This window comes from Citrobacter sp. Igbk 14 (assembly GCF_028069825.1).
In the GTDB taxonomy this organism is placed as follows: domain Bacteria; phylum Pseudomonadota; class Gammaproteobacteria; order Enterobacterales; family Enterobacteriaceae; genus Citrobacter.
In genome coordinates this window covers 1-24479 of record NZ_JANEWM010000025.1, presented here as the reverse complement: position 1 = coordinate 24479, position 24479 = coordinate 1, and the positions used below count along the sequence as shown (strand labels likewise).

Sequence of the window (24479 nt, the reverse complement as noted above, 5' to 3'; positions counted from 1 at the left end):
AGCATTACCCTGAACGGGGCCGTTTCTCTGTATCGCTAAGTCAGAACTGATACTCAACCCCGGCCCAGTAATTGCGACCTTCTTCGATAAACCCTTCGCTGTAGACGTACTGTGTATCAAACAGGTTGTTGACCGACGCGTTAACGCTAAAGCCATGTCCGATGGTGTAATCTGCCCGGAGGTGGGTAATGGCGAACCCGGCCGCTTTTTGTGAGCCATCAGAATTGCTATAGCTTGAAGAGCGGGCTTCTTCGGACAGCGTAATGCTGAGTGGGTCCCACGGTTTCAGCGTCATCCAGGCGGTCAGGGTTTGCGTTGGCAGGTCGGTAATCTTGCCGATATCGCTGCGTTTAACGTCAGCATGGATAAGACCGTAGCTCAGCCCCACATCCAGCATGTCAAAGACCTTACCTTTGATGCCTGCATCCAGGCCGGTGTAATCCACCCGACCACTGTTTTGGTTCTGAATCGTGTCGGCATCAATATTGTGGGACAGAATCGCATCGGTAATGCGGTTGTAATACACGCTGGCTTCGAATCCCCAGTTCTGGGTGAACGAACCGTTCCACGTGAGATCGACGCTACGGGCGCGTTCCGGTTTTAGCTGCGGGTTGACCAACGCAATCTGGTTATAAGCCGGTTTTGACGTGGTGTAGCGTTCTTTCAGCGTGGGAAAGCGCGTTCTGTCAGAGTAGGATAGCGCTAACGTGTCAGAATTTTCAAAGTGGTATTTGGTCATTACCTGCCAGTTAAAGGCGGACTGGTCGTTGTCATCATAATGGGTAACGCTGCCGTTTTTCTCGTGCTTCATCCCCTCTACGCTGTCACGCCAGTCGTAGCTGATACCTGCCACCACATCGACATTATCCGCAGCCGCCCATTGATATTCACTGGCGACAGACCAGGTACGATCTTCGTAGCGGTCATAAGCGGCATTCGGAGCCCCTTTTTCGCGATGAACATCGTCTTTCCAGTTCACGGCGAAAGAGAGCAGGTCGTTTTCCCGCATATCAGCGGAAAGCTGCAGACCTGCGCCGTCGCTATAGTCAGAATAATGGCTGTAGCTGCCTTTCTTATTTTTCAGATCGGCAAGGGAATTGTACATCATCAGCGTATTTTCAAAGGTGTCGCGATACAGGCGGCTTTTCAATGTAAAGCGATCGCCCAAATGCGTGGTGCCCTGATAGTAATAACTTTCTTTATCATATTGCGGCCATTGCCAATAACGCGATTTCTGGCTGCTGGTTCCGGCATACGGCGGGTTATCTTTTTCACCGTCCTGATTAATGTAGGTCAGAACATACTCATCATCGCCGCGTGGCGTGAACCCCAGTTTCACGATGCCGCGTTTATCATCGGCTGATGAGTTAATCATCTTGCCATTGCTGCCCGCTACCGGGTTATCAACACCATGAGGTAATCCGAGGAAATCCTGTTTTAGCTGGCTACCACTGAGCTGGATATAGCCGAGATCGTTGCTGGCACCGAACGACGCGTGCATATCATGGGCATTGTCTTTACTACGGCTCCAGCCCTGACGATACCCCAGAGAGCCCTCAATTGGCTTGGTGGGCTTTTTGGTCGTGATGTTGATAGCGCCGCCCATCTGGTTCGGCCCCTGTAGCAAAGATGAGTAGCCTTTAGAGACTTCGACAGAAGCGATATCGGATGTCAGAAAACGGCCTAAATCAAGGTTGCCATCGTAGGGGATGTACACCGGAACACCGTCGAAAAAGACCGGGACCTGACGGCTGTCAAAACCGCGGACCTTCACTTGTTGCTCATTACGGTTACCGGATTTTTGCAGCACGACGCCGGGAACGACGCTTAGCGCCTGCGCCACGTTTTGTTTATCCAGTTGCTGCATCGTTTCCTGGCCGAGAACCGTCGTGGTTGCGGCGGAGGCCGGACTAGACCAGACGGTCATGGTTTCGCTTTCCTGCCCAGCAAAAGCACCTTGCGCGAAAGCAAACGACAGGGCTGTGTAAAGACAACTTTTGTTGAAATTCATTATTTATAGTCCATTTATAAATGTTATATGCCACGTGCGTCCGGGCTCAGGCTAACTTTGATATCCGCCGGTGGGGCGTAGTAAGGCGCGGAGGTGATAAAGAGCCTGATGCCACAGTCGAGATAACTCGCCAGTGAGGCGAGGGTAATGCCGCCAGTCAGCGCCAGCGTGCAATGGGGGGCCAGAGAAGGAGCCTGGCGAGCGATGTCTGCTGCCTGCTCAGGGGTAAACTTATCGAGTTGCAGCACATCAGGGGCTGCATGTAGCGCGGCCAGTGCCTCATCGGGGGTATCGGCTTCGACCACAATCTTTTTTTCTGGCGCATGGGCGCGGAGTTGCGCGATTGCTGCAGCCCAGTCGTTCGGATCGGCAAGAAAGCGGCGATGATTCGCAAACAGCAGAACGGTTTCGGCGCACCCGCCCCGGTGGATAATGCCTCCGGCGGCAAGGATCGCCTGAGTCGCCAACAAACGCGTGCCGGGAATGGCTTTGCGGGTACAGGCAATCTGGCCATCCGGATAGCGTTGGCGTAGGATGCTCAGCATATTGTCGAGATAGCGTGAGACACCGCAACTCCACTCCAGCACGTTCTGTACCGCTTTCCAGCCCTGGTGTAGTGCCGCCGCGTTACCGTGTGCGCGCAGAAGTAACTGTCCGCTGTTCGCCCGTTCGCCATCTACCACAAGGTCGGTAACGGTCAAACCCAGTGATGTCAGCATTTGTCTGGCAACAGCGGTTCCGCTCACGCATCCGCCCTGGCGGTGATAAAAACTCATACTTCCTGGCTGTGCGCCGATACCCAACGCCCGGGTTGTTAAATCGCCGCCCTGAATATCCTCCAGCAGCAGCGCATCGACTTGTGCCTGTGAGACGTAGATCATTGCAGCGCCTCCCGCGGTACGCTGTCCCACCAGATAAGCGCCCAGTCGCGACTGGCGGGCGCGATGGTGCGGGGGTCCTGCTGATGGTACCAGTGCTCCAGCCGCTCAATTTCGTCTGTGCTCAGTTCCCCCATGCTCCAGCGCACGTTCTCCAGAAAACGTGTCCAGGTGCTGTTGTCCTGCTGGCAGTTTGGTCCACGGATAAAATCAACATGTGCGTGAATGCCCATCTGATACAAAACATTCAGTGCATAGATATAGTTGGGAAGCTCAATCACCTCGCGGCCCAACGCGCGCTGAATAGTGGGTGATACAAATGAGGAACTGACGAGATGGGTGGTGTAAACCCGTAACCGTGCCTGATTATTCAGTTTGGTCATGGCCTGGCGCATATCGGCAACCAGCGTCGAACGTGAGGCGACGGCAATATCACATTGGGGTAAGTCGTCCCAGTGCGCTTCCCATGCGCGCTGCACCCACTGTACGTGGCGTACGCCCATCTGTCCGGCACGGCGAGCGGCAACGCTCAACATTCCCTGGCTGTAGTCTACGCCGTAAACGATCGGCATTTTTTTGGCCAGCGCCAGCGCAACCGTTCCGGGGCCGCAACCCATATCAAACAGTGATTCAGCACCTTTCAGGTCAATCTTGCTCAATAACTGGAGCAGGTAGCTGTCGGTTAATGAGGCGCAATTCTCTGCCATTTTTTCCGCGCGTTTGTCCCAGTGCTCTGGTTTTTTCTCGGTTCGCTTCGCCAGAAGTAACTGTTTGCGGTACAGGTCGGCAAAATCAATGTCGTCAATGAGCATCGTGATTCCTTAATCGTGTGAGCCAAAGAGGTGATGGGCTATTTGTGAGGGGGTGACCCGATACAGGGTGGCCAGACGTTCAGCAGCCAGTTGGTGCTCAGGCCCCCCCTGAGACACCAGACCATCTGGCTCGACGCGCACCACGCTGTCGGCAATGGCGCGCGCATGCAACGGATGGTGGGTCGACATCAGCAGCGCCATGCCAGAATCTTTTAGCGTGACCAGTGTGTCGAGCAGTCGGATCTGGTGACCAAAATCGAGGCTGGAAGCGGGTTCATCCAGCAGTAAAAAACGTGGACGTTGTGCCAGCGCACGGGCAATCAACACCAGTTGGCGTTCACCACCGCTGAGTGTGTTCCAGCGCCGGGGCGCGAGATGCGGGATCGCCAGCACGTCCAGTTGTTCAAGGGCGATATCGCGCTCTTTGACGCCGGGAACGGCAAATGCCGCCATTTGCGGGGCCAGTCCCATCATCACCATGTCCAGAGCCGTGAAGGCAAACGCACCGTCATGTGCCTGAGGAACCCAGGCGATGGCGGCGGCGCGTTCACGGTCGCTGAGATGATTCACCGCGATACCATCAAGCGTAATGTGGCCAGCAAGCGGTTGAAGAACGCCAAGAATGGTACGCATCAGGGTGGTTTTCCCGCTGCCATTGGCGCCAATCAGGCAACAGATTGACCCTGGCGCGACGCTAAACGAGACATCGCGCAAGACAGGGTGTCGGGAATGGTAGCCGAGAGACGCATGTTGTACGGTCAGCAGCGTCATTGTCGGCCTCCCCGGAGCAGAAGCAACAGGAAGAAGGGGGCACCAATAAACGCGGTCAGGATCCCCAGCGGGATTTCCGTGCTGCTCAGGGTACGGGCAAGGGTATCTGTCAGCAGCAGTAAAATAGCGCCGATCCCCATTGAAACGGGCAGTAGCCGTTGGTGGTTGTTCCCACAAAGCAGTCTGCCTATGTGTGGCACCACCAGCCCAATCCAGCCAATAATTCCGGCAATCGCCACAGTACAGGCGGTGATAAGCGTGGCGCAGATAATCAGCCAGAGCCGTAGCCGGGATACGTTGATACCCAGAGAACGGGCTTCATCATCCGAGAGGGTGAGCAAATTCATGCGCCAGCGTAGCAGCAACAGCGGCACCAAACCGGCCACGATCAGCGGTGCGGACAACCACAGGTCATGGGCGGTGATGGTCGACAAACCACCGAGTAGCCAGAAGGTAATCGACGGTAGCTGGGTATACGGGTCAGCCAGCGTTTTGATGAGCGAAATCCCTGCACCGCACACCGTACCCAACGCAATGCCGACCAGTACAAGGGTGAGTACCGGATCGTGGCGTTTTACCCGCTGGGTGATGAGCCACACGCCCGCCACCACGAACAGGCCTCCGACAAATGCATACAGTTGAATAAACAGGATCGGTAAACCCAGCAGGATGGCGGTACAGGCCCCTAAACCCGCCCCGGCCGCCACGCCGAGAATATCCGGCGACACCAGTGGGTTACGGAACATACCCTGATAAGTGGTCCCTGCGCCCGCCAGTGCCGCGCCCAGCAGCAATGCAGCCAGAATGCGCGGCAATCGAATCTGCCAGAAGACGATTTTGTCCTGTGTAGGCACGCCTGGATGGCCAGCAATGAGGTTCATCACCTGCTGGGCATCCAGGCGGTATGCACCTGAAACCGTTGCGACGATGACGCACACGGCAATGGCCGCGATCATCAGGACACTCAGCGTTGTCATTCTCATCAGCGTGTCACCAGCTTCTGAAACTGTGCATCGCTTAATGAGGTGTGCCAGAACAACTCTGCGTAGCGTTGCATATCGGTCTTAAAGTGGGTTTCAATTTTGGGGTCAAGCCAGGCGTGCAGGCGACGTAATCCGAGTAACCGGTTGATGCCCGGCGGGGCGTCCAGCCAGCCAAACGGCAGTCCGCTGAGAAACAGAATACGTTGCTCAGCAACGGCTTTGACCCCTTGCCAGACGGGATCTTCTCGCAGGTACTGTGCGGTAACTGCATCCTGAACCAGAATAATATCGGGCTGCCAGCTCAACAGATTTTCCATGGATACCTGGGTCAATCCATGTCGTCCCGGGATTTGCGCGACATTGTGTAATCCCAGTAACTCTGGTGCCTCGGTATGCAGTGAACCCTGCAAACCGGTTTCCAGCCCTCTGGCACCGCGTGCGGCATAAAAGCGCAGTTTTGCTGCGGGGGAGTGCGAAAACGCATCTGCGTCATCAATAAACTGACGGGCAAGCGCGGCCTGTGCCGAGGCCCGTGTTGCCATACCCAGCGCGGCCCCTGCGGCTTGCAGTTGTGCCGGGGTTTGTCGGAGCTCGCCGTTAATCAGTAGCCACGGAACGTGCGTTTGCGCGTTGACCTGCCGGGCTTGGGAAAGCCAGGTTTCATCAGCATTGCCGCAGTCAACCACCAGATCGGGTTTCAGTGCTAACAAGGCCTCCAGTGACAGGGTGCTGGCGCGTCCAGCCAGTCTTCCCAACTTCGGTAACGCCAAAATGTCATGATGGAATGGCACTGCGGCCTGGTGAGAAAAATCAAAGGATGAAAAGCCCACCAGTTTTTCCGGTGCGACGGCCAGCAATAGCATATCGGCAGGTGCTCCGGCACTGACGACGCGCTGGATTGTGTCGGGTGATGGCGGCGAACCGACAGCGACGGTAAGCGGTGTTTGGGCAAGGGCCGGAAAATGGCGTAACAGCAGCGCAGATGCCACGAGCTGGGCAAACATCCTTCTTGTCAGTGGCATTATGTTGATCCTGAACAGTGATAAAATCGCTATATATTTACATATACAGCGAATAAAAACATGTTCAGAATCAATTTCACACGGATGAAAACAGGGGCTACCCCATAAGGGCTAGATGCAATGGATACACCTGAAATGGAGATTTATGGCACCAAAAAATCCGCGACCAGGCGCGGATTTAGAGGACGCTTAAGACACCCGAGAAGATTAGGACGTCGGTTGAGTCTGCTTTTTGGCCTCGGAAGGCGTGTTACTGGCGGGGGCGGGGCGCGTTGCCGGTACGCTGTCGCAGGGTTTATCTTTCGCACATATCAGGTCGAGCATTTTTAACGTTACGCCGTTGGTCCAGCCGAAACCATCCTGTAGCGGGTATTCGCCACCACCGCCACCGGTTCCTGTGCTGCTCACGTCATACTTCTCAACCAGTTTTTTCTCACGATCGTAAGTGTGTTGCACATTGGTGAGGAATCGCCAGGTGACATCCATGGCGACATCATTTTGGCCATAGTTCTGTAATCCCGATGCGGCGACCCACTGTAATGGGGCCCAGCCGTTAGGGGCATCCCACTGCTGGCCGCTTTTCACCGACGTGGTGGCGAGTCCGCCGGGTTGCAACAGATGCGCCTGAGTTGCTGCTGCCACCTTGCTGGCGCGATCTTTCGCTGCCGCATTCACAAATAAGGGGAACAGCGCGGCGGCAGTTAACTGATTACGGACTTTGTGGCTCTTCAGATCATAGTCGGCATACCAGCCTTCTTTGTCATTCCACAACCAGGTTTCAATCCCTTTTTGGCGGGCATTGGCAAAGCCCTCGTACTGCGCTGCTTTGGCATCGTCACCTGCGGCTTTGCTGGCGAGAGCGATCATTTTCTCCATCTTGTATAACAATGCATTGAGGTCGACAGGCACGATGCTGGTGGTGCGCAGGGTACTGAGCTGGTTGGGGTTATCCATCCAGCGCGAACTAAAGTCCCAGCCGGATGCGGCGGCTGAGCGCAGGTCGCGATAAATTTCAGTGGCAGGGCGGTTCGGGTTGCTTTTCGCGGTGGCAATATCTTCAACCCAGGATTCAGGTCTTGGCGTATCGCGGTCATCCCAGTAGCGGTTTAAAAGGGTGCCATCAGCCAGCTTGACCACCCGTTTATGCTGTTGACCGGGCTGAAGTGCTTCGCCTCCTTCCATCCAGTAGCTGTATTCTTTTTGCATCTGCGGGAGATATTTTTTCAGCGCGTCGTTACCGTCATGCTGCGCCAGCAGTTCAACCATAAAGGCAAAGAACGGCGGCTGCGAACGACTCAGGTAGTAGCTGCGGTTGCCGTTAGGAATGTGCCCCCACGAATCAATTTCATAAGCGAAGTTGGCCACCATATCAGAGACCTTGTCCCAGCGATCGCTCTCGGCCAGCCCCAGCATGGTAAAATAGCTATCCCAGTAATAAATCTCACGAAAACGTCCACCCGGCACTACATAGGGTTCTGGTAGCGGCAGCAGAGAGTCCCATTTTTCGACATCGGTGGTTGAGCGAGTGAGTACCGGCCACAGTCCGTCAATGTGCTCGCGGAGTGATTGCCCGGCCGGGGGTACGTATTTCTCACCCTCTTTTGGCAACGTGAAATTCACTTCCACAAAATGGCGTAAATCAAAGCCAGACTGATTTTTCTGCATCCGATAATCGGCAAGGATCATCAGCGGATCGCTGTTGGGCACTGCGTCGGCAAAGGTTTTCTGATCGGGAAATAGCTTTGCTGTCTGTACATCATTGAACAACGGACCAAGCAGAATATCAGGAGGAGAAGGCGTAGCGGCAGGTGAATCCTCAGCGTGCGCAGTAAAAGGGGCCAGAGCAAAAAAGGTGCTTGCGAGCGTCAGTTTTATCGCCACTGAGAGCAGGCCTGGGTGGCGAATGGCGGGCGTTATCATCGGTTAATCTCCTTAGCGGCGTGCCGAAGTTGCGGCATTTACCATGAGAAAACCTTAGTTCAGGATCGACCGTTGCGCGTGATCGGCCCCCCATTTTGCGAATAAACAGACATTTCCTGTCGGGGGAAGTGAAATAGCCCACCTTTTACAGATAAAGGGTGGGCTGTGGGTATCAGCCAGCGAGGATCACCCGATTTGCTATGCCGTCCAGAGTCAGAGCGTCACCCATCTTGATAGCATCGAGGGTTTCGCCTTGTTGGCATACCCAGCACAAGCCCATCTCGCGGGCGATAATCGCCGGGTGGGAGGCTTCACTACCGGCTCGCAGACAGATCCCTTTGATCGTGAGCGGGTCGAGTTGCAGCACGGTAGACGGATAGATGACATCGGCGACCAGGATGGTCGGTCGAATAAACGCGGGGATATGTGCACTTTCGCCGGATAAATGTTGCAGCGTACGGGACAGCAAATCCTCAATATCAATGTATCGCGCCTGTAAATAAGGATCATCGAGTTGCAGATACTGCTGACTCAGATCGCTCAGTACGTTATGCCAGGCATATGCTGCGCTACACTGTTCTTCGCGCATCAAATCACAGGCCATATCGAAAAGCTCAGGATCGTCGAGCAGCGTGTGATGACCAGAGAAAATGGCGGCGATATCAGCGGAATATTTCTCCTCTGCCAGCGCGGTTAAATCACTCAGGTCGTCGAGTGTGCGTTGAATGGCCGCTTTTAGCCGCTGCTGCTCGTCCTGCACATTCGTAGCGGGGCGATGAGTGACTTCCGGTGAGAACGGCGTATAGCAAAAGGCCGTACCCGTTGCCAGCGCAGGCACCGGTACTGAGATACTTTCAGTGCATGCTTCTTCGACGGACTCGCCAAAATTCTCAGCCGCCAGTTGTTTAAACGCAGCCAGCGCCGCGTCTGCCTGTTCACCTTTGGCAATCAGGCGCAGCGTGTCATTACAACGCACCTGCAGCAGCGCTATCTGATTCAGGCTGTCAGGGACGACGCACTTGCCGTTTTTTTCCAGCCACATGTCGGCATTAAAGCCAGACAATGTGGAGACCAGCCGTGATGCCGGGCGAACATGTATACCGTTGGGGTTTTTTACGGTCACGGCAATCGAATGGGCATCAGCGTCGGGTGACAATTCAGTTGGTGCGGTCTTCGCGACAGGCGACGAAGGTAAACCCAGTTGCTCACGCTTGGCGTCGAGGGCATTCATGGCATCATTGATGACCCGATCGATATCAGCGCCCGCCGCAGCACTGACGGTTGCCGCCAGCGTACCTTCAACCAGCGGGGCTGCGCACAGACGCACCTTGGCGGCGATTGTCGGGTCGAGCAGATCCAACGCGGTTTCTGCACTCAGTAACGCGCTGCCAATATCCATCATCACCAGCACGTGATCTGTGTCTGCCACTGACTCAATGGCCTCCATCACTTTGATGGGGTCGGTGCCAATGGGGTTCTCAGGATCGTCAATGCCTGCGGCAATAGCGAGCTTACAACCATCACCCATTAACATCTGTCGGGCTAACGCACCGACGCCTTCGCCCAGTTGGGCGCTGTGAGACACAATAACCAGGTTTACCATCGTTTTATCCTTACTCTCTGGAAGCCTGCGCCAACATTTGCATCATAAACATAACGGACGTTGCGCCGGGGTCCTGATGCCCAATGCTGCGCTCACCAAGGTAGCTGGCACGGCCTTTGCGCGCCTGCATCGTGATGGTACTTTGCGCTGCGGCTTCTGCCTGGACACTTGCCGCCTCCAGAGCAGCCTGTATGCTTAGCTTTTGCTCGCTGGACTGGCGCAAAGATTCGACGACGGGCACCCAAACGTCGCACATGGTTTTGTCACCCGGTTCGGCTTTTCCGCGGCTAATGACCCCTTCCGCGCCATCACGCATCATCTGATACAACTCGTCAACCGTCAGGCTTTGATGGGCCTGAGTGACCTGCGCGGCGCGGATGAAAAAGGTGCCGAACAGCGGGCCACTGGCACCACCGACGCTTGAGAGCAGTACCATCCCGGTATTTTTCAAAATAAAGCCGATGTCTTTATCCGCAATGGACGGGAGCTTTTCGACCACTTTACTGAAGCCGCGGTGCATATTCAGACCGTGGTCGGCATCGCCGATTTCCCGGTCAAGGCCGGTAAGAAAATCGCTTTCGGTGGTGAATATTTCGCCGCAGCGATAGAGCCAGTTAACAATTTGTGTTCTGGTGAGGGACATCATGAATCTCCTTATTTACCCCAGTTGAGTGCAGGGGTGTGAACCGGTGCATCCCATAAGCTCAGCGTTTCGTCATCCACTTGTAGCAGGGTGATTGAGAAACCGGTCATATCCAGAGAGGTGCAGTAAGAGCCAATCAGGTTACGCTCGATGACAATACCGACATCCTGACAACGGCTTTCAAGGCGGTTATACACGCCGAAGAGTTCAGACAGCGGTGTCGCACCGAGATTATTGACCAGCGCAATCACGCGATCGCCGCTCTGTAGCGCGCGTTTGCTTTCTTTCCCTTCCTGCCATGCGCCCTGAAGGTGATCCCAGTGACGCAGCGTACGACTGTAGTTGCCGTTTTCCAGCAGGGTGTCAAACATTTCATCCACCGTTTGATCAAGCGAAGAGAATGGACGGCGGTCAATGCCGGGTTCGCCGTGGATACCGACGCCAAACTCCATTTCGTTGTCCTGCAGGGTGAATGACGGTTGACCGGCCGCCGGCACGGTACACGCACCAATGGCAATCCCGATGGAATGACCCTGGTTGTTCAACTTGCGTCCCAGCGCTGCGCAGGCATCCAGTGAGTCACCACGTTCTGCGGCCGCACCGACCAGTTTTTCAATCAATACCGTATTTGCCACACCGCGGCGACCGGCGGTGTACAGACTGTCTTTTACCGCCACGTCATCATCCACGACCATCGTGGTGACTTTGACGCCGCTTTCATGCAGCAGCTCGGTTGCCGTTTCGAAGTTAAGAATGTCGCCGGTGTAATTTTTGATTATCAGCAGTACACCTTCGCCGCCGTCAATTTGCATGGCGCATTCAAACATTTTATCCGGCGTTGGCGAGGTGAAAATTTCACCCGGACAGGCACCGGAGAGCATACCCTGGCCAATGTAACCGCAGTGCATTGGTTCATGGCCGCTACCGCCACCGGAAAGCAGCGCCACTTTGCCCATCACTGGCGCATCCGCGCGAGTGACATACACCGGGTCCTGATGCAGTGCCAGAGAAGGGTAGGCTTTTGCCAGCCCGGCGAGTTGTTCGTTCAGTACGTCTTCAACACGGTTGATCAATTTTTTCATTGTTTATGCTCCGCAGACAGTCCTGAGATGGCTGCACATTCAGGCAGACATCTGATGTAGGGTATCGGTTTGTACAGCGCCACGGCGACCTCTCGCTGCCGATAAGGTAATTTTGCACACGGGTAGTCAAAAGAAAATTGATGTGATTGGCGTTTCAATACGGAACATTAGCATCTGGTGATGTTCCGTATTGAAACGTATTGGTGCATAAAACAGCGGAAGTGAGAGATGCGGCAAGGTTTATGCTAACGGCATCGTGAATAAAACGTTATTCCTTACTCTTCTTTGCCATTAAAATCGAAAAACCAGAACAAGATAAAACCAATAAAACCAAAAATGAGCAGAATAGCCAGGGTATAGACTTCATATCGTGCGGCATCTGCAGCAATAGCCTGTAATTTGTCCATTGCCGGGGCTGGCTGCTCTTTGAATAGCATGAGTTGCCATTCATAAAGGTTTGTTGTTTTTATCTCTTTAATCGGTTCCCAAATATGGTTAGCCGCCGCGCCGAGTGCTAAAGCGGAAAACAGGGCGCCGTAAATACGTTGACGTTTTTCCTGACGCTGACTAATCGCCTGGCGCATGAGCTGATCCAATTGCTCTATCTGCGCCATGAGCTCCTGGCGTTGCTCAGACAATCCCCACTGCCGCGAGAGATCGTCACTCAGCTGGTTATGTAGGGCATCGTTGCCGACTAAAGCACCTTTATTCATGGCTTTTAGCGCCCGGGCCTTGGTTTCCAGCATCATTTCGGACCAGTCAGATAGACGACGAATTTTTCCCTTTCGGTTGTGCATTTGCTGCGATTCGAGCAGATCCTTGAGCCACTGTTCAATCTGTTGGCCAGAGTTCGCCAGAAAATCTTCATACTCATGGCTGACATCCGCGACTGAAATGGCCGCTTTAATCAGTATCGCCAGATGTTTATCCTCTTCTTCGCGACAGAAGAATGTGACGCCATGACGGTGAGCGACGACCAGAATATTGCTGTACCACTGGCAGTGGTACTCGCTGGCGGGAGGCAGATCCGCAGGACTCCGGACGACGCGCGTGCTATCGCTCTGTGCTGCCAGCCAGGCATGGAAGGTGGGGGTATCGATCATACGCATCAGCGGGACGATCGTAATATCACCGCCCTCCGGGATGCGATGCTGATAGACACGAATGCATTTACCCTTTGTGCGGCAATCCAGTTCGGGTAAAGCTATTGGCACAATGGCGTTATCAAGGTAACGGGTAAAATAATTTTCCCAGATTGCGGGCAAAACGTCTTGTTGCCAGGTCAGTTTCGAGCCGGGTTCTCCGGGCGCAAGCTGCTTCGGTGCCGCAATGAGCGTCATTCTGCCTTGATCGTCGTACCAGGGTTGGTTCGGTGCTCCAGGGATTAATTTATCGCTTCCGGCCAGGCGATAGCTTTCGAGAAAACGCGGCGTATCGTGCGGGCGTAACCCTTGCCAGGCCGCATCTTCACGTTGTTCCAGAGCGGACCACAGGGCATCAAGGCGCGTCCCCTGAATGGGGTTGAGTGAAATAACGATATCATTGCCCGTGCCCACTTCTCGCGGGCGATAAATGGCCAGCAACCCAAATCCATTGTGCGTCCAACTGCGTTCTTTGTCGCAGCGGGCGAGAATTTTCAGCATCCCGGAAGGGAGCGTTTCGGTGATAAACAGTGCATCAACCACCGTTTGCCGCCGGCCTGTGCCGAGGTCCAGCAGGAGTTGGCAGGTCACCGAACGCTTGATAACGTGTTGGTAAATCTGTTGCTCATACGCCAGACTTGCGACCGCACTTGCATAACATTGCGTGTGCATGGGCATAATGCCTGCGGTGGGGTCTGGGTTGGCTATTATCATATCGCTCAACAGGCGCAGGCAGGCCAACATGTTGTGGCGAACAACGGCAGTATCATCCATGGATTGTTCGCACAGGCTGCTATGCGCGAGTGCGGATAACAAGCACGCGGCAGAACGCGTCGTATCATCACCGTCCAGGTAAATACCGCTTTCCCATGCGGTGACGTATTCCAGCCACGGATGTGTTGATAGCGACAGCGAACCAGCGGCATCGAGATGGTTCAAAAACAGCAATAGCGTAAAACAGGTATCCAGAGAGAAATCTTCGATAACGATTCGTTGTATTCCCTGGACACTTGAGAGTTTGCTGCGCCATATAGTCCATTGACGATCGTCGGCATTTGCCACCAGTTCACTCACCGAATTGTAGTGACCTGCACGGTATCCTTTGTTATTGAGCGCGACACCCTTATGGCTTTCCGTATCATTGCCGTCGCCCAATCCGATCAGCAGGCTGCCTGCCGGTGCATCACGCTGCGACGGATTTAACTCGAAAGTAAACTGCGGCCATGCATTGTTGAATGCGAACATATAATTCTCTGTCGATGAATGTGTTGGTGTATCGCTCATTATTTGACTACGTTATAAATGACCCGTTGTGAGCGACTCCAGTTATCGTCAATCGCAATATTGGGTTCATGGTTTTCTTGTTTTACGCAGTAGTTCTTAACCAGGCTTTTTAACTCTGCCCCGTTGAGCGTGCCGAACATCAGACGCGTATTCAGTTCTTTCAATAACACATCGTGGAGTGAATAGGTGGTAGGTCTTTGCAGTGAAAACTGCGCCGCGTCAGCCAGTAAGTCACGCGCATTATCGGCCATCAAACGGCGTTCACAGCGACCCGCAGGTTCATTTTTGGCCATTTCTTCATCGTAAGCTTTCTTCTGGGCTTTCTCAAAATTAAGCGCGCTGTCCAGTTCTGCTTTAATACCCTGAACATCCTTGGCAGAAGAACAGAATGTTTTTAAATAACGAATCTGTATGGGGGTCAGCGTGCCATTGTTGTGGTTCGCATGCTGACGTAATTTACCGGCCATTCTGAGACAACCGTTTTTTTCATCCATCAACGATGCTGATTGTAATAGGGCATTCAACGTTTCCTGGCGATCTTCCTGTAATGCGGCTTCGGCATAATACAGTTTCCAGCGCATGCCTCCGGCAAGAAACAAATTGACAACCTGGGTGTCACCGCGGTCGATAGCGGCGCGAAGATTTTTTTCATCCCAGGCAATGCCGATATTCGCCAGTTCTTTACGCGGATCGTTACTGGTTTCTTTTTTCGCACCGGCAACCGTTTTACCCACTTCCCCGAGATCGCTACGGATGGACTCCGTATTCACCAGCGTCTTGGTTGAAGTTCCAAAAGTCAGTACCGAGCCAACAATAAGGACGGCGATACCGCCCAGCACCCAGACTACATACTTGCGAATGATGCCCGTTTCAATTTTGATTTTACCAATATCCTGAGCCTGAGCCGCCAGGTCATCCTTTATTCCCTGAACGTCGCCGCCGAGATCTTCAATCTTTTGGCTGGTCCGTTCGAAATAGCGAGCAACCTCAGCATTGCTGTCATCAAAAAAGCGATCAGGGTTAACTTTTACGCGGCCTTCATCGAAGGCCTCCTGTACCGGCTCAGTAATTTCTCGGTAATAGTAATTCACCAATGTTGTTTGGACGGAGGTTACCCGCTTATGATGTGCAAGACGGTTGCGAATTACGCGAATATCGTCAAGAAAGGTGTTCAGTGTTGTACGTTTATCGTTAACAAAGCTGAGCAACGGGGTATATTGATAAAGCGGAGAATAGTGGATGGGATATTCGTTTTTATCAATAAACAGTGAGGCGAGTTCACTGAAAAGGGTCCCACTCAATACGTCATCACGATCGGCAACGTTCAGCCATTTTTTCACACGTTCCTGACCAAATAATTTGTTTAGGTGCTCAAGTAGGGCTTGTTGGTTATTGTACGCTTCATTAATTAAACTACGAATGGTCAACTCTAATGCCCGTACCTGCTGCAAACTACGTAACTGCTTTTCTTCGCCTTCGTTATGCAGCGTCGTTGAATAAGTTAATTGAGGTTGTTTTTCTCGCAAATATTCGAGCTGCCACAAAAGACGCAACGCGGCAATGGTCAGATTTCTGTCCGCGGGCTGGCCATCTGTATTTCTGACGAGCCATTTTTTCAAGGTTCTAAGTGCCGCAAGAAAGCTCGCCATTTCCTGCTCGTTATAGTTAAATCGAGCCGCTACACTGTTCCAGTTGCCCAATTTCTCTCGGGCTTTATCAAGTGAATAATAAAACGTATCAGGCGAGAGCTGCGTGGGGACTGGCATACCCAGCAGGGATAAGATTTGTGGAAATGCGCTGTCGAAAAGAGACAGGCAACGAGTAAAATCGTTGTGCTCAGAAGCAGATGAATGATCGACCATTATATTCTCACGTGGTTATTCGCTGAGTTTTCCCGGCCCGATCTAATCGCACTGTGTCAGGCAACTTTCCCTGCAGCCAGAATGCCATAATTCGACGATTATTCGGGATTTTTAATCAGTTCGTCAATATATATGCGGGGCGTAATATTGGTAGTAGACATTGCGGCCAATAATGCATCGCTATGCGTTCTTAACGCAAATTATGGTTGCTGCGACGGAATTTAATGTTTATTGGCTAACAAAATACGCAGATATTGGGTAAGTAAAACGCAGAAAGCGGGGCGGGTGAATCAGGCGACTACACGCCAATAATGCCACAAATAATGCCGCATTATTGGCGTAACTCACGACTGGCGTTTATCGTCGGTCAAAAACGTTGGCGTATTGGCCTTCGTATTATCCCGGATAAATACCACGGTCTTTACGTGCCAGCAGGATACGCTCGCAGGCCACAATATAGGCGGCAGTGCGCAATGAGCAGGATTTCTCCGCCGCTTTCTCCCACACATGAACCATCGCATCGGTCATGATTTTATCCATGCGATTGTTGATCTCTTCTTCGCTCCAGAAGAAGCTGGCCATGTCCTGAACCCATTCGAAGTAGCTGACGGTGACGCCGCCTGCGTTACATACGACGTCAGGAACCACGATGATACCGCGGCTTGCCAGCATATCATCGGCATCCGGGTAAGTTGGGCCGTTAGCGCCCTCAAGCACCAGTTTGCAGGTCAGTATTTCTGCACGTTGACGGGTAATCTGTCCTTCCAGTGCGGCAGGGATCAGGATATCCATCTCCACGCTCCAGAAGGCTTCGCTGGCGATAGTTTCCGCCCCAGGGAAACCGGCAATCTGTTTGTGCTCCAACTGCCAGGCGGTCAACGCGGTCATGTCGATCCCGGTGGTGTTAAACAGGGTGGCAGTATGATCCTGAATGGCAACGACGCGTGCGCCAGCACTGGCGAACAGGCGAGCCGCTTCACTGCCGACATTACCAAAGCCTTGTACCGCTACGCGCGCACCTTCAACGTCGATGTTGGCACGACGAGCCACTTCCAGACCGCTGACAAATACGCCACGACCCGTTGCTTTATCACGACCCAACGAACCGCCAAGGTGGATAGGTTTACCGGTGACCACGCTGGTTACGGTGGTGCCGTGGTTCATGGAGTAGGTATCCATCATCCATGCCATCACTTTGCCGTTAGTGCCGACATCTGGCGCAGGAATATCTTTTTGCGGCCCAATGATAATGCCGATTTCGCTGGTATAGCGACGGGTCAAACGCTCCAGTTCACCTTCAGACAGCGAGAATGGGTCGACGCGAACGCCACCTTTGGCACCGCCGTACGGCAGGTTCAGTGCGGCACATTTGATGGTCATCCAGGCGGAAAGGGCCATCACTTCATTAAGATCAACATCAGGATGATAACGCACACCGCCTTTTCCCGGGCCGCGGGAGAGGTTGTGCTGTACACGATATCCTTCGAAATGGCGAATAGTGCCGTCATCCATCTGCACCGGAATATCGACAATTAGCGCGCGTTTCGGGTGGCGCAGAGTATCCACCCAATGGGAAAGTTCGCCCAGGTAAGGGGCCACACGCTCGATTTGTTGCAGGTAGGTATTCCAGGCAGATGTGCTGCTATCTGAAGCGTAAGATAACTTATCCATGATAAACCTTAGTTATAAAAGTAATATGTTCTTAATTTGGCCGTGGTATACAGTGGATCTCACCATATAAACTTAAATTTAACATTTTTTTCAAGAAACAGCCTGTCCTCCAGCCTCCAGGTAGCCATATAAAAAACACGTGAATTAAGCGTTAAGTGAATAATTATCTATTTGTTTTGCGAATGTTTGCGTTCAAATAGCGATTCGGGCATTTAATATGCATGGCGCATGAGAATGACTATTTGTCAGATTTATGATGTACCTCTAAAAGTAAACAATATGATAATTATTTGTGTTTTCTTGATTGCATTTTAGCGGCGCGTCAGTAAGTCACTGAGATGGTGACGGTGTCCGCATAGTTGTCGGGCGTATAGTTCGCGCTGGGAACGGTGGCATACACTGAATACGGCGTAGCAGAACCGGTGCCAGTGCCTGTAACGGTATTGAGAGAGGTGTTGCCCCACACGGTACCGGAAGGTCCTGGCGTTGAGCTGAGTTGATAAGGGACTTTATCGCTGTTAGCCCCCGTTCCGCTCATCACACCGCTGCCTGCAGTATTGCCGTTGGAGGGTTGTAGTCCAATGGTATAAGGGGTGTTATTGGTGCATGCCACCCCGATGGTATTTGATGCTGTCGCATTGCGCTGAGTTGCCTTCACCGGGGTAAAACTAATGTTAGTGGCCGATGTGATATTGCACTGTTTGCTGACAGTGGCTGATACGGTGAAGGGGAGTCTGGCGGCAACGGTATCACCACACGTGGAAGGCGGAATAACTAATCCAGGGTTGAGGGTGATAAGCGCCGTGGCTGCCGTATAGCTGTCCTGATAACTTCCGGGGACCGCAGAGGTTTGCGGAGTGACGAGCTGAGCGGATACGGTCAGCGAACCGGTCACTGGGATCAAATTGAGCAAGTTAAGTTGTACCATGGGAAACGTGGTGCCGCTCTGATACTGACTCCCCCAGATCTTACTGTGCCCGGCGTCCTGATATAGCTGATAGCTTAACGTTCTGGCAGGTGTTCCGCTTAACGACATATTCCGTGTTGCCACCTGACCGCTGACGGCCGATGCGCCAATATTAAAACAGAGGTTAATCCCCGCCAGTACGTCGGTCACTTCTTTTGCACAAGTCCAGGTAAAGGTCATTGAGGTCGTTGCGCCTGATGATGACAACGGGTCCACTGCACCAAAACTAATGGGTTGGACGTTACTTACGGAGCAGGTTACCGCATGGCTTATCCCTGGACAGAGGAGGAGTGTAGCGATAAACAGTAACTGTCTTAATCTCATGAATGAACTCCTGCTATTGTGACCGACATTCCAGCGGGCCTATCTGTACGATCCCCTTTGCATTGGCGGGATAATCGAATTGTGCGCCACAGCTACCGGTATCTGTGTCGACGCGTAATCTGTTGTGCTGTTCCAGGGTGTCAAACCAGGCCATACCATCGAATCCGACCACGGATGACTGGCCGGTGCCGTTAGTGATATATGCCATGCTGCCTTCAGAAATGGCCTTACCTTGTTCGTTAACGAGAGTAACCTGCGCGGCGCGTACGGGAGTGATACCAAAACTGACCAGGGTTCCGGAACGATCCGCCGGTGTTGCATTGGCTTCAACACGGGCGATCCGCATATTGGCGGGTAGATCCATAGGGTCAATACTGATTTGATTGTTTTGATAGCTGTTGAGTGACGTGACCAGCAGCAGACCCTGATCGTCGGTGCGACCGACAAGGTTATTTTGCAGCTTGACGGGCACGTCCGGAATGCCGTCTGTAGATACGACGGCAAAACCATTGTTGATTTCCCGAGCCGCGAACAAACCTCCCCCCATCGCAACAAGGGAGCCGGTCGCGCCAGCATAACCGTAGTGGTTGTCGGGCAGGCGACTAAATCCGGTGTAGGCTTTTCCGAAACGGCCCAAATATCCGACTTCCCCCTGGCCGCTTTGCCGGGAAGCTTGCTGGCTGGCTGCAACGTTCCATCCCCAGCCGCCGTCACCCGGTGGCGTTTGGCTGGCATTGATCTGGTAGCCGGTTTCATTATTGGTACGTTGTACGGTGCTGCTGGCGCTCAGATTACCGCTGGTGGTGACCGTCACCATCAGGTAAACGCTGCGATCGCGGGTGTCGTCAATATTCTGGTTAAAGCCGGCATTGAGTGAAACGTTATCGGTGACGGATTTGAACCAACTGGCGTTGGCGTAGCGCACCGCGCTATCGTGCGGATAGCGAAACTGCAGGTAGCTCAGGCTGACATTGCCGGCAGACGGCATTGCATAACCTATCACCGTATTGCTGCTCAGCGAGGGCGGCGGCTCACCATAATGGGTTGCGACATCACGGTAGTCACCCGACGTCGCCGTTGTGCTGGTGCTGAAATTAAACTGTTCACCTGACCAACGGTAACCCACACTGTACAAAAATCCGCTTTTCCCTGAGTCCGTACTGGCTGCCAATGCGGTGGACACTGTGCCGCTGCGCGGGCCGGGAACCCAGTCATTGCTGAAACCTGCGTTGATCAGCCCATCGCTGGTTTCCGCGTGCGTACCTGCAGTAAAGGTGTTACTGAATCCCCGACGCCAGGTCCCGCTAAACACAGGGGCGCTGGCATAATCAAATGAGGCGTAACCGTAATTCTCTCTTACTGCACCGAATTCCGCTGACCAGGCTGTTAGCCCCTCTCGCAGGAGTTGCTGATCGTTGTAAAACGAGAAGTTTTGTACTGTCGTTCTGCCCAGCGCGTCGGTCATCATCACCTGACCGGTCCCTGCGCCACTGATATTAGGCATGGTGTTGATTTGAAAACTTCCGGCCGGAACCTCCCCGTTGTAGTACTTAACCCCATTGACGTACAACTCAACGTTTGAAGGAAGCGTGGCAGAACCAAGATAGGAGGGAAGCGGGGTGGTTGGCATATACGGCTGTAAACCAAAATCGGTTCCTATCTGGATGCCGCCAATACGGGTCGGTCGGGACCAGGTGAGCGAGCTTGTCAGGGTATCGCCAACGTTTATTGCCAACATATTATCCGGAAATGACGTGCGCCAACGGGTGTCCATACGGTAGAAGGCATTATCTGCGTTGGGCGCGGTGGAATATTGCGTCAGTTGGGTTGTGCTGAACACCCCTAAGCCATTAAACGCGCGCAACTCGCTAAATGTGTTGGCGCTGCTTTCATCTCCCTGCTGAGCATAGACATCGTAATTGAGTAATGCCCCACGTGAGTTTGATGCTATTGGTGTCGCTTCGCCGGTCGGGTTCACCTGCGTGGTGACAAGATCAAGGGAACTGAGCGGCACAGTGAGCGCCAGAGTTTGTTGTTCGACGTTGTAGTCAATGCTCAGTTGGGCAATATCGTTCAGACCGACGGTTGCAGCTGTATTTTGCGGTAAGCGAAAACCCAATTGTCGTAGGGTATTTGCGCCAGCATAGAGTTTTTCATTCTGATAGCCAAAATGAACCAATCCGACAGGGTTTCCATTCAGGGTCACGTCGAGATATAAATCGATGCCCGCAAGAGGTGTTGCGTCACCAATAATTCCACTGTTTGTCTGGTTATTATTGTCCGCGTAAGCTGAAACCATTCCAGATAATAATGCTCCATTGAGTAAGCAACATTTTACCAGAAGCCAGGATCTCTTAGAGATCTTGTACTGTTTTTTGGCCATTAATTGTTACTTCAACTTTACCGCCATAATGGGTATCACTGGCGGACGGGGATAATATCCACCGCATTGTTGAGCCCGGAAGAACGTAGCCTAATAGTCCCGGCGTAATGACTTTTTTCGCGCCATTATGGTTTATAAAGGTTGCCGCTGATAATTGCGCATGACCATTTCCCTGATTTCTGACTTCAAGAAATTTTTTGCCGTCAAGTTGCTGTAATGTCCATTGCAATTTTGCCTGGGTTTCAGCCTGTGCCGTTGGTTGAATAAAAACAGGTATGGAATAATGCAGTACAAACTGAAGTTTATTTTTTTGTAATTTTGCTGGCGGTAATTCGTCAATGGATAACCGATAGGCATCTTCAGTATGTGCCGAGGGCGGGCCGGTGCGAATAACACGAATCAACTGGCGTTCACCAGGGGCTAGCGCCAGCATTGGCGGACTGATAACCAGCCCCTGAGAGGGAGACAGCTTGTCGCCGTAAGCGCTTTGGCTCCAGCGAAAGACCCGAACCTGGGCATTCAGCACGTTTTCTCCGGCATTGCTTAGCCAGATCCCATCGGCATTTTGCGATGCTTGCAGCGTTAATGTGACTGGGGCAACCTGCAATCCGCTGGCTGTCGCCGGATTTACGCTCACAGCCGCTCCTAACAGGCATGCGCAGGCATACTGCTGTACAGGCAGTTTTACTGTCATCGGTGTTCCTGAATTTAGTAGTTAACGTTTACCGTTACGGTGTCGGCATAGTCGTCAGGTGTGAAGTTCGCGCTTGGCGCGGTGGCATAAACGGTAAAACTCTGCTGAAGCCCTGTTCCCTGAGATGCAACACCATTTCCTACCGTGGTGGTGGTGGCCGTATTCCCCCAGACCGGTCCTGTTGCTGATGTTTGGTTCAATTGATAAGGCACTTTATCGGTATTGTTTGCTGCATTTGCGACAGAGGACATGGCGCCGGACCCCGTGGGTGTCCCGCCGTTGGCCGTTGAAGGTGCCAGACCAATAAAGTAGGGGGTGGTTTTTGAGCAATTAATTGAAATTGTGTTGCTTGCGCTGGTATTTGTCGCTGTGGTATTCACGGGACCGAGAGTAATATTTGAAGCCGACCCCGCAGTGACAGTACACGCTTTTTGGATCGTCATCAGTACCTGAAATGTCCCGTTGGTGGACGCTGCATTTGCCGCCGGAATAATGGAAAAGGCGCAGCAAAAAAGAATTAAGCGTTTGTCGAAGACTAGAGCCATATCCTTCACCTTTTTCAAATAACCACATTTTTTGCTTTAAAAAAACAATAATGTGACACAAGAAGACATGATTTAACCCTAGAATAAGTATTAGACGTACGCCAGTTGATCTCATGAATTTTACTTAGAGAAAAGGTGATGCCGTCGACAAAAAAATAATACCAACGGGTGAGTATGCCGTTTCTTTTTTGTGCTACTCAAAAGTATGCACAGCGGGTTCAGGACGGAATTAAAAACGACGTGGGCTATACAGTGTGCATAACTCTCTCTAAGATTGAGGGTAAGTCGCTCTCTTTTTGCCAGATAAAGGAAATTCAGGTAATGACGTTGATGTCGCATAAACTTGCAGTTGAGCACTCCGTTCCGCTCCCACTGTATGCCAAAGTCAAGGCGATGGTCGCGGATAGAATCAACAGCGGTGAGTGGCGGCCCAATGATCGTGTTCCTTCGGAATCTGAACTGGTTCAATTGCTCGGCTTTAGCCGAATGACGATTAATCGCGCCCTGCGGGAACTGACAGCAGAAGGGTTATTGGTCAGACTGCAGGGGGTCGGAACATTTGTGGCTGAACCGAAAAGGCAGTCAGCGCTGTTCGAGATCCAGAATATTGCCGATGAGATACAGGCGAGAAATCATCAGCATCGTAGCTCTGTGATGCTGTTGCAGACAGTGAGTGCCACGAGAGAGCAGGCTATGGCACTGAATATGCAGCCCGGAAGTGAAATCTTTCACTCTTCGATCATTCACTATGAAAATGATATCCCTATTCAGATTGAAGATCGTTTTGTTAATCCGGACGTAGCGCCGGAGTACCTTCAGCAGGATTTTACCCAGTTAACACCGAATATTTACCTGAACAGGCTGGCACCGCTTACTGAAGGGGAGCATGTTGTTGAAGCTGTTTCGGCCACTGCGCTGCAAAGCAAGTGGCTTCAGCTTGCGCCTCATGAGCCTTGCCTGCTTATTTGCCGCCGGACCTGGTCACAACAGGTTAATGTCAGCTATGCCCGACTGCTGTACCCGGGAACTCGCCATCGTTTAAAAGGACATTTCACGTCATGAATGGATGGCACGTGCTGCGTTACGACGATTACAGGCTGATGCCGTGGAAAAACGGGGCCGGAATGACCCGGGAAATTCAGCGTTTTCCGCCAGAAGATGACAATTTTCAGTGGCGACTTTCAATGGCGGAGGTGGCACAGGCCGGTGAGTTTTCACGCTATCAGGGATACCAGCGGCTGCTGTCGGTACTGCGCGGCAATGGGATGACATTGCACATTGATTCGGCTTCCGGCGTGACGCTTTATGCTTTCGATACCGGGGCATTCTCCGGTAATAGCCGCGTGGACAGCGAACTAGTGGATGGACCGATTCTGGATTTTAATCTTATTTATCAGCCAGAACGCTTTGATGCTACGTTGAGTTGGCAGACGGTCGACACGCACGCGCAATACCAACTCAGCCCCGGCGTTACGACACTCATTTTCTGTGCCGCGTCGAATTTGATCCTCTCTTCAACCGCCATGCCGCCATTACAACTGCATTGTTATGATTGCGCAGTACTTCCACCTCAACCTCAACACTCTGACGTTCTGGACCTTGGCATTCATGGTTCCGGTTACTGGGCATTCATCGAGTTGCGCAGTATCGAAGAGTGATCTTCATCCTGTTCCACCCCTGAAAATGTTAATTAATTGTGTATTTTGTTTGTGACTGATGCCGCAAATTTAATCAGTAGTTTGTGGCTATTTTGTGAACAAGATCAATGCCATTCATCTCCCCATCATTTTTGTCTTCAGCTTAATTCATTGTATTTATTAATCTAAAGTGCAATTTTGTTGTTTTTCGTTTTGCAAATCCATCTTGATTTTGTGAATAAATA

Annotated in this window: 19 protein-coding genes; 2 read left to right on the top strand and 17 right to left on the bottom strand. The window is 52.4% G+C overall.

The features are described 5' to 3' along the window. Positions 1-40: 40 nt before the first annotated feature. The 17 genes from NNN64_RS11765 to NNN64_RS11685 form a co-directional block, all read right to left on the bottom strand. Entirely contained in the window at positions 41-2011 is a 1971-nt protein-coding gene (locus NNN64_RS11765; protein WP_271441508.1) for a TonB-dependent receptor plug domain-containing protein, read from the bottom strand. 23 nt (positions 2012-2034) lie between these two features. Next, positions 2035-2892, bottom strand: a complete 858-nt coding sequence (gene modD / locus NNN64_RS11760) for a ModD protein (protein ID WP_271441507.1) — start codon at positions 2890-2892, stop codon at positions 2035-2037. Then, on the bottom strand, positions 2889-3701 hold the full coding sequence (locus NNN64_RS11755) for a class I SAM-dependent methyltransferase (RefSeq protein ID WP_271441506.1): 813 nt from the start codon (positions 3699-3701) through the stop codon (positions 2889-2891). The genes modD and NNN64_RS11755 overlap by 4 nt, the downstream gene beginning before the upstream one ends. A 9-nt stretch (positions 3702-3710) precedes the next feature. Next, the gene (locus NNN64_RS11750; RefSeq protein WP_271441505.1) at positions 3711-4472 is read right to left on the bottom strand and encodes an ABC transporter ATP-binding protein; all 762 of its coding nucleotides are present in this window, start codon (positions 4470-4472) and stop codon (positions 3711-3713) included. After that, the gene (locus NNN64_RS11745) at positions 4469-5449 is read right to left on the bottom strand and encodes a FecCD family ABC transporter permease (protein ID WP_442870704.1); all 981 of its coding nucleotides are present in this window, start codon (positions 5447-5449) and stop codon (positions 4469-4471) included. Before NNN64_RS11745 ends, NNN64_RS11750 begins: the two co-directional genes overlap by 4 nt. 5 nt (positions 5450-5454) lie before the next feature. Continuing rightward, the gene (locus NNN64_RS11740) at positions 5455-6477 is read right to left on the bottom strand and encodes an ABC transporter substrate-binding protein (protein ID WP_271441503.1); all 1023 of its coding nucleotides are present in this window, start codon (positions 6475-6477) and stop codon (positions 5455-5457) included. Between the two features lie 207 nt (positions 6478-6684). Then, complete coding sequence (locus NNN64_RS11735; RefSeq protein ID WP_271441502.1) at positions 6685-8397, bottom strand: alpha,alpha-trehalase; 1713 nt, start codon at positions 8395-8397, stop codon at positions 6685-6687. 172 nt (positions 8398-8569) lie between these two features. Continuing rightward, a complete protein-coding gene (gene dhaM, locus NNN64_RS11730) occupies positions 8570-10000 on the bottom strand; it encodes a dihydroxyacetone kinase phosphoryl donor subunit DhaM (RefSeq protein ID WP_271441501.1) in 1431 nt (476 codons plus the stop codon). Between the two features lie 10 nt (positions 10001-10010). Continuing rightward, positions 10011-10643 carry a dihydroxyacetone kinase subunit DhaL gene (gene dhaL, locus NNN64_RS11725; RefSeq protein WP_271441500.1) on the bottom strand — a complete coding sequence of 211 codons (633 nt, stop codon included), beginning with the start codon at positions 10641-10643 and terminating at the stop codon, positions 10011-10013. A gap of 11 nt (positions 10644-10654) precedes the next feature. Beyond that, positions 10655-11725 (bottom strand): dihydroxyacetone kinase subunit DhaK, encoded by a 1071-nt coding sequence (dhaK, locus tag NNN64_RS11720; RefSeq protein WP_271441499.1) that lies wholly within the window; start codon positions 11723-11725, stop codon positions 10655-10657. A 275-nt stretch (positions 11726-12000) separates the two neighbouring features. Further along, positions 12001-14112 (bottom strand): hypothetical protein, encoded by a 2112-nt coding sequence (locus tag NNN64_RS11715; protein ID WP_271441498.1) that lies wholly within the window; start codon positions 14110-14112, stop codon positions 12001-12003. A gap of 38 nt (positions 14113-14150) precedes the next feature. Continuing rightward, positions 14151-16013, bottom strand: coding sequence for an STY4199 family HEPN domain-containing protein (locus NNN64_RS11710; RefSeq protein WP_271441497.1), 1863 nt, complete (start codon positions 16011-16013; stop codon positions 14151-14153). A gap of 396 nt (positions 16014-16409) precedes the next feature. Then, complete coding sequence (locus NNN64_RS11705; RefSeq protein WP_005122303.1) at positions 16410-17684, bottom strand: Glu/Leu/Phe/Val family dehydrogenase; 1275 nt, start codon at positions 17682-17684, stop codon at positions 16410-16412. 322 nt (positions 17685-18006) lie between these two features. Further along, positions 18007-18975: a Csu type fimbrial protein gene (locus NNN64_RS11700; RefSeq protein ID WP_271441496.1), complete on the bottom strand. Its 969-nt coding sequence runs from the start codon at positions 18973-18975 to the stop codon at positions 18007-18009. A 13-nt stretch (positions 18976-18988) separates the two neighbouring features. Then, complete coding sequence (locus NNN64_RS11695; RefSeq protein ID WP_271441495.1) at positions 18989-21274, bottom strand: fimbria/pilus outer membrane usher protein; 2286 nt, start codon at positions 21272-21274, stop codon at positions 18989-18991. A gap of 55 nt (positions 21275-21329) precedes the next feature. Beyond that, entirely contained in the window at positions 21330-22052 is a 723-nt protein-coding gene (locus NNN64_RS11690) for a fimbrial biogenesis chaperone (RefSeq protein WP_271441494.1), read from the bottom strand. A 14-nt stretch (positions 22053-22066) separates the two neighbouring features. Further along, the gene (locus NNN64_RS11685; RefSeq protein ID WP_271441493.1) at positions 22067-22597 is read right to left on the bottom strand and encodes a Csu type fimbrial protein; all 531 of its coding nucleotides are present in this window, start codon (positions 22595-22597) and stop codon (positions 22067-22069) included. Positions 22598-22927: 330 nt separating this feature from the next. On the opposite strand from NNN64_RS11685, the gene hutC reads away from it, so the two are divergent. Together hutC and NNN64_RS11675 are read left to right on the top strand one after the other, a co-directional pair. After that, positions 22928-23659: a histidine utilization repressor gene (hutC, locus tag NNN64_RS11680; RefSeq protein WP_416348263.1), complete on the top strand. Its 732-nt coding sequence runs from the start codon at positions 22928-22930 to the stop codon at positions 23657-23659. Continuing rightward, positions 23656-24255, top strand: a complete 600-nt coding sequence (locus tag NNN64_RS11675) for a HutD/Ves family protein (protein WP_271441491.1) — start codon at positions 23656-23658, stop codon at positions 24253-24255. Before hutC ends, NNN64_RS11675 begins: the two co-directional genes overlap by 4 nt. Positions 24256-24479 lie beyond the last annotated feature (224 nt).

Coding starts and splice junctions, on each gene's coding strand:
- NNN64_RS11765 (WP_271441508.1), bottom strand. CDS start 2,011: ATGAATTTCAACAAAAGTTGTCTTTACACAGCCCTGTCGTTTGCTTTC.
- modD (WP_271441507.1), bottom strand. CDS start 2,892: ATGATCTACGTCTCACAGGCACAAGTCGATGCGCTGCTGCTGGAGGAT.
- NNN64_RS11755 (WP_271441506.1), bottom strand. CDS start 3,701: ATGCTCATTGACGACATTGATTTTGCCGACCTGTACCGCAAACAGTTA.
- NNN64_RS11750 (WP_271441505.1), bottom strand. CDS start 4,472: ATGACGCTGCTGACCGTACAACATGCGTCTCTCGGCTACCATTCCCGA.
- NNN64_RS11745 (WP_442870704.1), bottom strand. CDS start 5,449: ATGACAACGCTGAGTGTCCTGATGATCGCGGCCATTGCCGTGTGCGTC.
- NNN64_RS11740 (WP_271441503.1), bottom strand. CDS start 6,477: ATGCCACTGACAAGAAGGATGTTTGCCCAGCTCGTGGCATCTGCGCTG.
- NNN64_RS11735 (WP_271441502.1), bottom strand. CDS start 8,397: ATGATAACGCCCGCCATTCGCCACCCAGGCCTGCTCTCAGTGGCGATA.
- dhaM (WP_271441501.1), bottom strand. CDS start 10,000: ATGGTAAACCTGGTTATTGTGTCTCACAGCGCCCAACTGGGCGAAGGC.
- dhaL (WP_271441500.1), bottom strand. CDS start 10,643: ATGTCCCTCACCAGAACACAAATTGTTAACTGGCTCTATCGCTGCGGC.
- dhaK (WP_271441499.1), bottom strand. CDS start 11,725: ATGAAAAAATTGATCAACCGTGTTGAAGACGTACTGAACGAACAACTC.
- NNN64_RS11715 (WP_271441498.1), bottom strand. CDS start 14,112: ATGTTCGCATTCAACAATGCATGGCCGCAGTTTACTTTCGAGTTAAAT.
- NNN64_RS11710 (WP_271441497.1), bottom strand. CDS start 16,013: ATGGTCGATCATTCATCTGCTTCTGAGCACAACGATTTTACTCGTTGC.
- NNN64_RS11705 (WP_005122303.1), bottom strand. CDS start 17,684: ATGGATAAGTTATCTTACGCTTCAGATAGCAGCACATCTGCCTGGAAT.
- NNN64_RS11700 (WP_271441496.1), bottom strand. CDS start 18,975: ATGAGATTAAGACAGTTACTGTTTATCGCTACACTCCTCCTCTGTCCA.
- NNN64_RS11695 (WP_271441495.1), bottom strand. CDS start 21,274: ATGGTTTCAGCTTACGCGGACAATAATAACCAGACAAACAGTGGAATT.
- NNN64_RS11690 (WP_271441494.1), bottom strand. CDS start 22,052: ATGACAGTAAAACTGCCTGTACAGCAGTATGCCTGCGCATGCCTGTTA.
- NNN64_RS11685 (WP_271441493.1), bottom strand. CDS start 22,597: ATGGCTCTAGTCTTCGACAAACGCTTAATTCTTTTTTGCTGCGCCTTT.
- hutC (WP_416348263.1), top strand. CDS start 22,928: ATGTCGCATAAACTTGCAGTTGAGCACTCCGTTCCGCTCCCACTGTAT.
- NNN64_RS11675 (WP_271441491.1), top strand. CDS start 23,656: ATGAATGGATGGCACGTGCTGCGTTACGACGATTACAGGCTGATGCCG.